Below are 11,589 nucleotides of genomic sequence, written 5' to 3' on the forward strand. Positions count from 1 at the left end.
GCGGCAGGTCGGCGATGAGGCCGATGAGGCGGGCGACGTTGAAGCCCTGCTCGCCCTCGGGAAAGGCGCAGCCGACGATGAGGTCTTCGATGTCCCCGGCCTTCACGCCGGTGCGCACCACGAGTTCGCGCACCACCGCGGCGGCAAGATCGTCCGGGCGCACCCGGGCAAGGCCGCCCTTGCGGGCCAGCGTGAACGGCGAGCGCACATAGCCCGCGATGACCACGTTCATCATGGTACCTTTCGAAAGATGTCTGCTTGTCTGTCGGATCGGGCGCACGCCGGGCGCACGCCGTGAAGGCGCTGGCGCGGCCGGACACGGGGGCCGGCCGGAAGGCGATGGAAATCCGGATGTTCGGGGCTGCCGGGTCAGGCCGGGGCCGCCATGGCGGCTGCGGGCTCAGCCTGCCTGGCGCTTAGGGCCCTCGCCGAGGCCGGCCAGAGCCGTCTCGGCCTGCAGCTCGATCTCGCGCAGCTCGGCCAGCGTCTGCTGCAGAGCCTCGCTCTGGTCCTCCAGCCGCACGATGCGGCTGCGCACGCCCTTGAGCAGCACCCGCAGCTGTTCCTTCTGGGTGCGGTCGAGGTCGTAGAGATCGAGATATTCCTTGATCTCCTGCAGCGTGAAGCCGAGGCGTTTGCCGCGCAGGATCAGGATCAGCCGGGCGCGGTCGCGCGGGGTGTAGATGCGGGTGTTGCCCGCGCGGCTGGGGCTGACGAGCCCCTTGTCGTCATAGAAGCGCACGGTTCTGGCCGAGATACCCAGATCGCGGGCAAGCTGGGTCACAGTGTAGAACTGTTCGGCCATTGTGCGCCTTGGCGAGACAAACCTGTAAACGTTGTTCATAGCCTAACCTATGCGTCAATGTCCTGACAAGCGGGTCGCACCGGCAGAGCCGGCGGCTTCGGCACGGGCCTTCTCCTCGGCCACCAGTTCCTTGCGGGAGAGCTTGCCGACCATGGTTTTCGGCAGCGAGGCGCGGATCTCCACGGCCACCGGCATCTCGATCTTCGAGAGCCGCTCGGTGAGGAATTCGCGCAGTTCTTCCGGTGTCGGACTGGTGTCGGGCTTCAGCGTCACGAACGCCTTCGGGCTCTCGCCGCGATAGGCATCGGGAATGGCGATGGCGATGGCTTCCGCCACGGCCGGGTGCTCGTAGAGCGCCTCCTCGATCACGCGCGGGTAAACGTTGTAGCCCGAGCAGATGATGAGGTCCTTGATGCGGTCGACGAGGAACAGATAGCCGTCCGCGTCGAGATAGCCGATGTCGCCGGTGCGGAGCGCGCCGTCGATGGTGACGGCGCGGGTGTCGGCGGCGCGTTTCCAGTAGCCCGTCATCACCTGCGGTCCGCGCACGCACACCTCGCCCTTCTCGCCCTGCGGCAGGATCATCTCCGGGTGATCGGGATCGCGGATTTCGATGATCGTGCCCGGCAGGGCGATGCCGGTGGAGCCGGCGCGGCGCGGGCGGCCGTCGAGCGGGTTGACGGTGACGACCGGCGAGCATTCGGTCAGGCCGTAGCCTTCCGCCAGCCGGCATCCGGTCAGCGCCTCGAAGCGGGCCGCAACCTCCTGCGGCAGCGGTGCGCCGCCGGAGATGCACAGCCGGATCGAGGTTAAGTCGACCTTGTGCTTTTCCGCCGCCCCGTTGATGGCGCCGAACACCGTGGGCACCGCCGGCAGCAGGGTGGGGCGGCACCGCCGGATGGTGGCGAACACCTCTTCCAGCCGGAACTGCGGCAGCAGCACTAGTTCCGCCCCGATGGCGAAGGCGACGTTCATCGACACCGTCAGCGCGAAGACGTGGAACAGCGGCAGAATGCCGAGGATGCGTTCCTCACCGTCCCTGAGCGCGCCCGGCCCGGCGTGATCGACGATCTGCCACATGTTGGCGGTCAGGTTGCCATGGGTCAGCATGGCGCCCTTGGGCACGCCGGTGGTGCCGCCGGTATATTGCAGCACCGCCAGATCGGAGGCATCCGCCGGCGGCGCCCGGTTGCCGAGCGGCGGAGAGGCCAGCAGCTCGTCGAAACGCACATGCAGATTGTCGGCCGGAATGTCGGCCACCTCGCGGCGCCGGAACAGGCGAAACAGCGCCGACTTCACCAGCGGCAGCGCACCGGCCATCGGGCACACCACCACGTGCTGCAACCCGGCGTGGGCCGCGATGGAGGCGAGCGGGCGATAGATCTTCTCCAGATCCATCACCACCATGATGGTGGTGCGGGAATCCCGGATTTGGGTTTCAAGCTCGCGCGCGGTATACAGAGGGTTGTAGTTGACCACCACGCCGCCGGCCCTGAGCACGGCGAAGTAGAACAGCACCGCATAGGGGGTGTTCGGCAGGCACAGGCCCACATGAACGCCCTTGCGCACACCGATGCCGGCGAGGCCGCCGGCCAGCCGGTCCACCAGCCGGCCAACGTCGCGATAAGTCCAGCGGCGGCCGAGGAAATCGATCGCCGGCCGGGCGCCGAACCGCGCCACCGCGCGGTCGAGAAGGGCCGGCAGGGTTGCCGGCCGCTGGGTCTGGTCCTGCCCGCGCGGGCCCTCTGAGGAGGCGCCGGCGGAGGCGAATATGGGTGTTGTGGCTGCTGCGGCCGCGATATCCCGCTGGCACTGCAGGCCCTGCCTGAAGTCCCCTGTCACGTTTCTCCCCGGTGCCATCAGCCCTCTTCTGCGGGGCGATTGACGATAGATGATTTTGCATCACCAATACGAAAGAGGGTATACGCATACGTCAATCTGATGCAAGAGGATATCGTCGATAACGTGCAAAATGCCGGGCACGGATGCGACGGACCGGAGTGGGACGATGAATCTGTGGCTGCGCTTTTTCCGGGTTCTGATCGGGGCGCTTATCGCCCGCAGGTTGTTGGTGCCGGAGGGAATTTCGGCCGTGACCATGCGCGTGTGGCCGACCGATCTGGACTTCAATCTGCACATGAACAACGGCCGCTATCTGACGCTGATGGACCTCGGCCGGGTCGATCTGATGGTGCGGGCCGGGCTCGGGCGGGCGCTGTTTGCGCGGCGCTGGATGCCGGTTCTGGCGGATGCGCAGATTCGCTATCGCCGCTCGCTCGCGCCGTTCCAGCGCTTCCGGCTGGAAACGCAGATCACGGGCTGGAACGAGCACTCGGTCTTCATCGAACAGCGATTCGTCATCGCCGCCGGCCCCGGTGCCGGCGAGGTGGCGGCGCTCGCCAGTGTGCGCGCCATGGTGCTGGAGCGCGGCCGGCCGGTCCGCAAGGTGCCGGTGGCCGACATTCTGGCGCTGATCGGCGTTGCCGCCGGCGATTTCGCCGCCACGCCGCCGCTGCAGAACAGAGCCGGCTGAAGCCGGCCATCCGCCAGACAGAGAGAGAACGCCCATGCCGCTTCCCCCCGTCCTTGCCGGCCGGCTGCGCCTGCCGGCCGTCGCCGCACCGATGTTTCTGGTCTCCGGCCCCGATCTGGTGGTGGAAACCTGCCGGGCCGGCGTGCTCGGCACCTTTCCGGCGCTGAACCAGCGCACCACGGCCGGCTTTGCCGGCTGGCTCGATGACATCGCCGCCCGTCTCCATGGCGTGGCCGGGGCCGCGCCGTTCGGCGTCAATCTCATCGTCCACCGCTCGAACCCGCGCCTTGAAGCCGATCTGGCGGTGACGGTCGCGCACCGGGTGCCGCTCGTCATCACCTCGCTCGGGGCGGTGAGCGAGGTGGTTGAGGCCGTGCACGCCTATGGCGGGCTGGTGTTCCACGATGTCATCTCGCGCCGGCATGCGGAAAAAGCCGCCGCGGCGGGGGTCGACGGCATCATCGCGGTCAGCGCCGGGGCCGGCGGGCATGCCGGCACGCTGAACCCGTTCGCTCTCGTGGCCGAGATCCGCTCGGTGTTCGCCGGCACCATCCTGCTCGGCGGGGCGCTGTCCACCGGCGCCCACATTGCGGCGGCGCAGATGCTGGGGGCCGATCTCGCCTATCTCGGCACGCGCTTCATCGCCACGCGCGAATCGCTGGCCCCGGAGGGCTACAAGGCGATGCTGGTGGCCGGGCAGGCGGCCGATATCGTCTACACCGACCGCGTTTCCGGGGTCAGCGCCAACTTTCTGCGGCCGAGCCTGATGGCCGCCGGCCTCGATCCCGATCACCTGCCGCCCCACGGGGACCTGGATATGGCGGGTGAGGCGCGGGCGTGGAAATCGATGTGGTCGGCGGGCCACGGCGTCGGCGCCATTGCCGACGTGCCGGGCGCGGCCGCTCTCTGCGACCGGCTGGCGGCCGAATACGATCAGGCCGCCGCCGCTTTCTGCGCCGGGCGCGGTCTCACGCCCGGTCGATGAGGAACTGCAGCAGGGCGCGCATCGGTGCGCCGGTCGGCCCTTCCTCCCACACGCCGGCATCCTCCTCCAGATAGGCGCAGGAGCCGTTGTCGATGTGTACCCACGGGGTGTCGCCGGCAAAGGCGCTGAGGAAGGTGGCGGCGGTCAGCCCGGCATCGGGATGCGACAGCGCGGTGTTGGTGCGCGCTGCCACGCGGCTGGCGAGGAAGGCGTGGTATTCCGGCCGCAGGGGCAGCCGCCAGCCCGGTTCGCCCGCCCGCCGCCCGGCGGCGAGCACGGCGCGGGCCAGCGCCGTGTCGTTGGCCCAGCACGCCCACAGCAGCGGGCCGACATCCGCGCAGTCGGTAAGGGTGCCGACATCGATCAGCGCCGCGACATTCCGCTGCCGCAGCCAGCCCAGCGCGTCGGCCAGAATGAGGCGCCCCTCGCAGTCGGTATCCACGATCTCGGTCGTCTGCCCGTCCGGGTGGCTGACGACATCGCCCGGCCGCTGCGCACTGCCGGAGGGCATGTTTTCCGCCATGGGCAGCACGGCGATGAGCGGCACGCGCAGCCCCAGCTCTGCGGCGGCGAACACCGCGCCGGCCACGGCGGCCGCGCCGGCCATGTCTTCCTTCATGCGGAAGATCGATTCGAAATCCTGCTTCAGGTTGAGGCCGCCGGCATCGAACGTCATGCCCTTGCCGGCGAGGCCGAGGGGGCGGACGCCGGCCGGGCAGGGCGTGCTGAGCACCACCACGCGCGGCGGCCGCGCGCTGCCGGCGCCAACCGCCGCCGTGGCGCCGAAGCCCCGCGCGAGCATGGCCTCGCGGTCCCAGATTTCCGCCCCGATCCCCAGTTCGCCGGCCCGCGCCGCGATGAGGCCGGCGAGCGTTTCCGGGGAAAGCCGGTTCGGCGGCAGGTCCACCAGATGACGCACCCGGTTGGCATGGCCGGCGGCGACGAGGCCGGTGCGCAGCGCCGCTGCGACGGCCGGGGAGCGGAGCAGCGCGGGCGGCACGGCGATGGTCAGGGTGTCGTCGTCGGCGTCCTCCGCCGCATCGCCGCCCTGCGGCCGGAAGCGGCCGAGGAGCAGCCCTTCCGCGACGGCCCGCACGGCTGCGGCGGCGTTCTCTTCGTCGCCGGCCGCCGGCAGCACGAAGACGATGCGGCCACGGCCGCGGGCCGCCGATCCGGCGGCCTGCGCGGCATCGCGGAGGCTGTCGGCGGTCAGCGGCGCGCCCAGCCCCACGGCCATGAGATCGGCCGTCTCCGTGCCGGCAACGATGACCGGGGCAACCTCGGCCGGGCCGGCGGCAAAGCGCGGCTCGCGGCCGAGCGCGGCCATCAGCCGGTCCGTGCCGGGCACCATGCCGGCGGGCCAGAGCGGCGCGGGGCCGTCGCCGGCGGCCGTGACCGGCAGGATGATGAGATCGGCACCGGCAAGGACGGCTGCACCGGCAAGGGTGACGGCATCGACAAGGGTGACAGTATCGACAAGGGCGGCGGTATCGCAGCAGAGGCCGGGCATGGCCTGCGGGCTCCCGAACACGAAAGGCTGCGGCCGGCCGCGCTCCGGCGGCCGGCCGGCTGCTCCCTGCGGGAGCCGGCCGCCTGTTATAGCGCGCAGCCGGCCCGGCCGGCAGGGTGTTCCGGCCGGGCTGTCGTTGCGGTCCGGCGCGGGCCTCAGCGCCGGGCGGCGAGATAGTCGGCCATCAGCGCCACCATCTCGAACATCAGCACCATGGCGTTCTGTGCGGTGATGCCATTCGGGTTGTCCTTGGTGGGAATGAGGCAGACCACATCGCCGCCGACCACGTTGAGCCCGCGCAGCCCCTGCAGAATGCGCACGGCCTCGCCGATGCGCAGGCCCGGATAGCCCGGCTCCAGATTGGAGGCGCCCGGCGCATCGCAGGGGTCGAGCGAATCGAGATCGAAGGTGATGTAGACCGGCGCGTCGCCGATGCGCTCGCGCAGCGCCGCAATCACGCCGCGGGGGCCGATTTCTTCCACCTCGTCCATGCCGATGATGCGGTAGCCGAGCTGTTCGGAGGTGTTGAGCGAGCCCGGGGTGCCGACATTCGGCCGGATGCCGATCTGCGTGGAGCGGTGGGCATCGACGTGGCCCTCTTCCACCAGATAGGCGCCCCAGTGGGCGGCCGAGCGCCGGGCGCCCAGCCAGTGCGGCAGGTGCATGAGGGTGTCGGTGTGGCTGTCGAAGTGGACCAGCGCCACCTTCTGCCCGCCGGTGAGGCGCGAATGGGCGCCGGCGCAGGCCTTGACCAGCGGGCCGGTGATGGCGTGGTCGCCGCCCATGGAAACGAGCCGGGTGCCGGCGGCCTGAAAGCGCTGCGCGAAGGCCTCGATGTGCTCCACGCAGACATCGTTGACCATGGCTTCCGGCAGCGGCACGTCGCCGGCATCGCTGATGCGCGCCAGATCCCACGGGGTGATGCCGAAGCGGCCGTGGCTGCGCCGGTAGAGCGCGGAAATATGGCGCACCGCGCGCGGGCCGAGGTGCTGGTCGCGCTCGGTCGAACCGTTGCCGGAAGAGTGCGGCACGCCGATGAGCGCAATGTCGCTGGCGGCCGGATCTTCGTTCCAGTCGCAGCGGAAGAAGGTGGGAATGCCCCACCAGTACCAGCGCTTAACCTCGTCCTTTGCCGCTTCGATATCGAACTCTGCCATTCTGTGCACTCCAGCGCCAACCCCGGCCCGCCCCGCCGCGTGCGGGACGGCAGGCGGCCACTGCACCTTTCGTGCCGGAATGCCGCCTGCGCGGGGTGACGCCCGATCGGGCCGGCCTCTGCCGGATGAACCTTCAGCCGAGCGGGCCGCCCTCGATGTTGGAGGCGATGCCGCGGATGATGCCGGTGCCGTCCTCGGTGCGCAGTTCCTCGTACCAGCGGCCGGTCGCTTCCGGGTCCTTGCCGTGGGTCACGTCGCAGCGCTTGCGGGCCCGCAGCACCAGTTCCTTCGCCCGCTCGGCGCGGCGGTTCTGATAGCGCACGAGGGCATCCTCGATGCCGAGCGTGTTGGTCTGCAGCGCGATTGCCAGAATGACCGAATCTTCCAGCGCCATGCAGGCGCCCTGCCCGATATCGGGCGAGGTGTTGTGCGCGGAATCGCCCAGAATGGCCACCCGGCCGCGCGCCCACGTCATGAACGGCTCGATATCGTGGATTTCCACGCGGTTGGTGGTCTGCGGGTCGATGGCATCGATCAGCCGCTGCACCGGCGGGGCCCAGCCGCGGAAATAATCGCGCAGCAGTGCCTTGTAGCTGTCGCGATCGTTCGGCAGGCCCGCGGGCAGCGGAACGTCGAAGAAGAAATAGAACCGGTTGCCGGCAATCGGCATCACCGAGGCGCGCTTGCCCTCGCCGACGAAGGTGGTCCACTGGTCCTTCGGCGCAATCGCCTCGTCGATCCCGACCAGACCGTTCCAGTTGACATAGCCCACATAGCGGCGCTCGGGCGCAAAGCCCAGAACGTGGGTGCGCACCAGCGAATGGGCACCGTCGGCGCCGATCAGCAGATCGCCGCTGTCGGTCGTGCCATCGGTGAAGGTCGCCGTCACGGTGGTGCCGTCATCGGCAAGCGAGGCCATCTTCGTGCCGAGGCTGATGTCCTCCAGCCCGAATTCGCGCATCAGCATCAGCTGCAGTTCGGCGCGCGACACGGGGTAGGGCCGCTGGCCGACCTGCTGCACCAGCGGGTCGAGGCTGAACTGCGTCATGACCGCGCCGCTCAGCCCGTCCATGTAGGCCATGTTGTCCATCAGGCCGCCAAGGTCGGCCACCTGCTTGCCAAGGCCCAGATAGTTCAGACACTTGATGCCGTTCGACCACAGCGACAGGGCCGCCCCGACGGGCCGCACCTCGCGCACCTGCTCGTAGATGCGAACCTCGTGCCCCAGATGTTTCAGTGCGATGCCGGCGCTGAGCCCGCCGATGCCGGCTCCGATGATGATGACTTTCATTTCTGGCATCCTGTTCTGGAATCCGGGCGCCCTGCGAAACGCGGTGCCCCGGCGCGGCGGCCCGGCCGGGGCGGCGGGGACGCGCGAAAATTGTTGCCGGCCTCCAGATTTTTCGGAAACGGCCGTTCTGACAATGCGGCAATGCAGCGCCGAGGGCCGCAAACGGCGCCATGATCAAAATCCGGGCATCCGGCGGGGACGGGGCCCCTTTGCAGCCAGCTTACAAAACCGGCGCACAAAAAATGTGGACAGAGATGCGTTTCGCGGCCTGCGGGCTGTTGCCTTTCGGTCCGCGCTGGTGCATATCCCAGCCCGTCGCCGGGCGCTGCCCCGGTGCCGACCAGACCGGATGCGGGCGTAGCTCAGGGGTAGAGCACAACCTTGCCAAGGTTGGGGTCGTGGGTTCGAATCCCATCGCCCGCTCCAGTTGGTTGTTTTGCAGACAGCAGAATTTCAGAAAACGGCCGCCTCCGGGCGGCCTTTTTGCTGTTCGGGCCCTGTCCGGCCGGCGCCTGTCCGGTTGCACCTGCAACACAGGTTTGCGGATGCGGGCTTACGCGGCCCCGGCTTCCGGCGCCGGTGCGTCCTTCTGCGGCGCGGATGGCTGCGGTTCCAGAAGGTCGTGCGGCAACTGCCGGCAGACCTCGGCAACCTGCTTCAGCAGCGCGTTCATGGCCGATGTGCGGCGCCACAGCATGCCGATCTGCCGGCTCGGGTGGGTGTCGCGAAAGCCGAGCAGGCGGATGTTCTCCGACCCCGGCGGCCGGTTGCGGGTGGCCAGCACCGGCAGCAGCGTGATGCCGGCGCCCGCCACCACCATCTGCCGCAGGGTTTCCAGACTGGTGGCGCGGAATTCCGGGGTCTCGCGCGCACCGGAAAGCTGGCACACGTCCAGCGCCTGATCGCGCAGGCAGTGGCCGTCTTCCAGCAGCATCAGGCTGTGCCGGGACAGATCGGAAAGCGACAGGCTGCCCTGATGCGCCAGCGGGTGGTCGGCCGGCACCGCCACCAGAAAAGGTTCCTCGAACAGGAACTCGCTGTGCAGGCGGCTGTCGTGGATCGGCAGAGCCAGGAAGGCGGCGTCGAGCGTGCCCTGCCGCAGACGGGCAAGCAGGGCATCGCTCTTTTCCTCAAACAACAGCAGTTCCAGCCGCGGAAAGCGCGCGCGGATGAGCGGCACCACATGCGGCAGCAGATAGGGGCCGAGGGTGGGGAAGACGCCCAGCCGCAGCGTTCCGCTCTCGGAGGAGCGGGCGTGGCGGGCGGCCTCCTTCATCTCGTCGACTTCGCTCAGAATGCGCCGCGCCCGCTCCACCGCGTCGCGGCCGGCGGGCGTCAGCATCACGCGGCGCGCACCGCGCTCCACCAGCGTCACCCCGAGTTCGTCTTCGAGCTTGCGGATCTGGGTGGAAAGGGTCGGCTGACTGACCAGACACACCTCGGCCGCCCGCCGGAAATTCCGGTGGGTGGCCAGGGCGACCAGATATTGCAGCTCACGCAGCGTCATCGGGTTTTACAGCGGCGGGTTTTACAGCAGCCCCGCGGGCGTCAGGCGGCCTTGTCTGCCGCCTGCGGCGCCGACGAGCGGATCAGGTAGTCAAAGGCGCCGAGCGAGGCCTTCGCCCCTTCGCCCATGGCGATGATGATCTGCTTGTAGGGCACCGTGGTGCAGTCGCCGGCCGCAAAGACGCCCGTAACCGAGGTCTGGCCGCGATCGTCGACGACGATCTCGCCGCGCGGCGACAGCGTCACCGTGCCCTTCAGCCATTCGGTGTTGGGCAGCAGGCCGATCTGCACGAAGATGCCTTCCAGCGCCAGCGTGTGCAGCTCGCCCGTGGTGCGGTCCTCGTAGACGAGGCCGCTGACCTTGCTGCCGTCGCCCTTCACCTCGGTGGTGCGGGCCGACAGGATGACGTTGACGTTCGGCAGCGAGTGCAGCTTGCGCTGCAGCACCTCGTCGGCGCGCAGCTTGCTGTCGAACTCGATCAGCGTCACATGGGCCACCACGCCGGCAAGATCGATCGCCGCTTCCACGCCGGAGTTGCCGCCGCCGATCACCGCCACGCGCTTGCCCTTGAACAGCGGGCCGTCGCAGTGCGGGCAATAGGCAACGCCTTTGGTGCGGTACTGGTCTTCGCCGGGCACGCCCATCTGCCGCCAGCGCGCGCCGGTGGACAGGATGACCGACTTCGACTTCAGCGTTGCGCCGTTGGCGAACTCCACCGTCACAAGGCCGTCGCCGGAGGCCAGCCTGACGGCGGTCTGGAGGTTCATCACCTCCACCTCGTAATTGCGCACATGCTGTTCCAGCGCCGCGGCCAGCCTGGGGCCTTCGGTGTGCGGCACGGAAATGAAGTTCTCGATATCCATGGTATCGAGCACCTGCCCGCCGAACCGTTCGGCCGCCACGCCGGTGCGCACACCCTTGCGCGCGGCATAAATGGCCGCCGCCGCGCCGGCCGGGCCGCCGCCCACCACCAGCACGTCGTAAGGCGCCATGGCGGACAGGCGCGCGGCATCGCGGGCCGCGGCGCCGGTATCGAGCCTGGCAACGATCTCGTCCGGCCCCATGCGGCCCTGACCGAACACCGCCCCGTTGAGATAGACGGTCGGCACGGACATGACCTGCCGTTCCTCCACCTCGCTCTGGAAGGCGGCGCCGTCGATGGCGACGTGGCTGACGCGCGGGTTCAGCACCGCCATCAGGTTCAGCGCCTGCACCACCTCGGGGCAGTTCTGGCACGACTGGGAGAAATAGGTCTCAAAGCGGAAATCGCCGTCGAGGGCGCGGATCTGGTCGATCAGCGCCTGTTCCACCTTGGGCGGGTAGCCGCCGGTCTGCAGCAGCGCCAGCACCAGCGAGGTGAACTCGTGGCCCATCGGCAGGCCGGCGAAGGCGAGGTGAATATCCTCGCCCGGGCTGGAAAGGGCAAAGGAGGGCACGCGCTCGCCGCTGCCGCGCTCCTCGGTCACGGTGATCTTGTCGGACAGCGCCGCGACGTCGGTCAGCAGGTCGACCATCTCCTTCGACCGGGCACCGTCATCGACGAAGGCCGTGATCACGATCGGACGCACGACCCGCTCCAGATAGGCCTTGAGCTGGTTTTTCACGGCATCATCAAGCATGGGGGTCTCCGGTGAAGGTAAGGTAGGGTAAAGGCCCCCGTTGCGCGGCCGGGCAGGGCCGGCCGCGCACAGGCTGCCTCCCCCGGGTCGGGGGAGGGTGCCGTCAGGGGATGCGGATCGGGACCGGGCCGGTGTTGCCGGCCTGATCTTGCCGATCCGACTTCGCCGATCCGATCTTGCCG

Annotated in this window: 9 protein-coding genes, 1 tRNA gene and 1 pseudogene; 3 read left to right on the forward strand and 8 right to left on the reverse strand. The window is 69.2% G+C overall.

Annotation, left to right across the window (positions count from 1 at the left end):
* The 3 genes and pseudogenes from V7067_RS05785 to V7067_RS05795 all read right to left on the reverse strand — a co-directional run.
* Positions 1-235: pseudogene (locus V7067_RS05785) on the reverse strand (acetyl-CoA C-acyltransferase); the annotation flags it as partial.
* 165 nt (positions 236-400) lie between these two features.
* Complete coding sequence (locus tag V7067_RS05790) at positions 401-805, reverse strand: MerR family DNA-binding transcriptional regulator (RefSeq protein ID WP_334174935.1); 405 nt, start codon at positions 803-805, stop codon at positions 401-403.
* A gap of 54 nt (positions 806-859) precedes the next feature.
* Positions 860-2,665, reverse strand: a complete 1,806-nt coding sequence (locus V7067_RS05795; RefSeq protein ID WP_334174936.1) for a long-chain fatty acid--CoA ligase — start codon at positions 2,663-2,665, stop codon at positions 860-862.
* Between the two features lie 148 nt (positions 2,666-2,813).
* Here V7067_RS05795 and V7067_RS05800 point away from each other — a divergent pair, with 148 nt between their 5' ends.
* The gene (locus V7067_RS05800; RefSeq protein WP_334174937.1) at positions 2,814-3,338 is read left to right on the forward strand and encodes an acyl-CoA thioesterase; all 525 of its coding nucleotides are present in this window, start codon (positions 2,814-2,816) and stop codon (positions 3,336-3,338) included.
* A 34-nt stretch (positions 3,339-3,372) separates the two neighbouring features.
* The gene (locus tag V7067_RS05805) at positions 3,373-4,323 is read left to right on the forward strand and encodes a nitronate monooxygenase (RefSeq protein WP_334174938.1); all 951 of its coding nucleotides are present in this window, start codon (positions 3,373-3,375) and stop codon (positions 4,321-4,323) included.
* On the opposite strand, the gene V7067_RS05810 is transcribed toward V7067_RS05805, so the two are convergent.
* The 3 genes from V7067_RS05810 to hpxO all read right to left on the reverse strand — a co-directional run bounded on the left by V7067_RS05810 (position 4,307) and on the right by hpxO (position 8,281).
* Positions 4,307-5,833 (reverse strand): M17 family peptidase N-terminal domain-containing protein, encoded by a 1,527-nt coding sequence (locus V7067_RS05810; protein ID WP_334174939.1) that lies wholly within the window; start codon positions 5,831-5,833, stop codon positions 4,307-4,309. The two genes, V7067_RS05805 and V7067_RS05810, sit on opposite strands and share 17 nt — an antisense overlap.
* A 155-nt stretch (positions 5,834-5,988) precedes the next feature.
* Positions 5,989-6,990 (reverse strand): arginase family protein, encoded by a 1,002-nt coding sequence (locus V7067_RS05815; RefSeq protein WP_334174940.1) that lies wholly within the window; start codon positions 6,988-6,990, stop codon positions 5,989-5,991.
* Positions 6,991-7,123: 133 nt separating this feature from the next.
* Complete coding sequence (gene hpxO, locus V7067_RS05820) at positions 7,124-8,281, reverse strand: FAD-dependent urate hydroxylase HpxO (RefSeq protein ID WP_334174941.1); 1,158 nt, start codon at positions 8,279-8,281, stop codon at positions 7,124-7,126.
* A 351-nt stretch (positions 8,282-8,632) separates the two neighbouring features.
* Between hpxO and V7067_RS05825 the strand changes: the two genes are divergently transcribed.
* Positions 8,633-8,707: transfer RNA gene (locus V7067_RS05825), tRNA-Gly, on the forward strand.
* 127 nt (positions 8,708-8,834) lie between these two features.
* On the opposite strand, the gene V7067_RS05830 is transcribed toward V7067_RS05825, so the two are convergent.
* On the reverse strand, positions 8,835-9,788 hold the full coding sequence (locus tag V7067_RS05830) for a LysR substrate-binding domain-containing protein (RefSeq protein ID WP_334174942.1): 954 nt from the start codon (positions 9,786-9,788) through the stop codon (positions 8,835-8,837).
* A gap of 41 nt (positions 9,789-9,829) precedes the next feature.
* Positions 9,830-11,407, reverse strand: coding sequence for an alkyl hydroperoxide reductase subunit F (gene ahpF / locus V7067_RS05835; RefSeq protein WP_334174943.1), 1,578 nt, complete (start codon positions 11,405-11,407; stop codon positions 9,830-9,832).
* Positions 11,408-11,589 lie beyond the last annotated feature (182 nt).

Origin of the sequence: Pseudoxanthobacter sp. (genome assembly GCF_036822375.1) — a bacterium.
In the GTDB taxonomy this organism is placed as follows: Bacteria; Pseudomonadota; Alphaproteobacteria; order Rhizobiales; family Segnochrobactraceae; genus Pseudoxanthobacter.

Coding starts and splice junctions, on each gene's coding strand:
- V7067_RS05790 (WP_334174935.1), bottom strand. CDS start 805: ATGGCCGAACAGTTCTACACTGTGACCCAGCTTGCCCGCGATCTGGGT.
- V7067_RS05795 (WP_334174936.1), bottom strand. CDS start 2,665: ATGGCACCGGGGAGAAACGTGACAGGGGACTTCAGGCAGGGCCTGCAG.
- V7067_RS05800 (WP_334174937.1), top strand. CDS start 2,814: ATGAATCTGTGGCTGCGCTTTTTCCGGGTTCTGATCGGGGCGCTTATC.
- V7067_RS05805 (WP_334174938.1), top strand. CDS start 3,373: ATGCCGCTTCCCCCCGTCCTTGCCGGCCGGCTGCGCCTGCCGGCCGTC.
- V7067_RS05810 (WP_334174939.1), bottom strand. CDS start 5,833: ATGCCCGGCCTCTGCTGCGATACCGCCGCCCTTGTCGATACTGTCACC.
- V7067_RS05815 (WP_334174940.1), bottom strand. CDS start 6,990: ATGGCAGAGTTCGATATCGAAGCGGCAAAGGACGAGGTTAAGCGCTGG.
- hpxO (WP_334174941.1), bottom strand. CDS start 8,281: ATGAAAGTCATCATCATCGGAGCCGGCATCGGCGGGCTCAGCGCCGGC.
- V7067_RS05830 (WP_334174942.1), bottom strand. CDS start 9,788: ATGACGCTGCGTGAGCTGCAATATCTGGTCGCCCTGGCCACCCACCGG.
- ahpF (WP_334174943.1), bottom strand. CDS start 11,407: ATGCTTGATGATGCCGTGAAAAACCAGCTCAAGGCCTATCTGGAGCGG.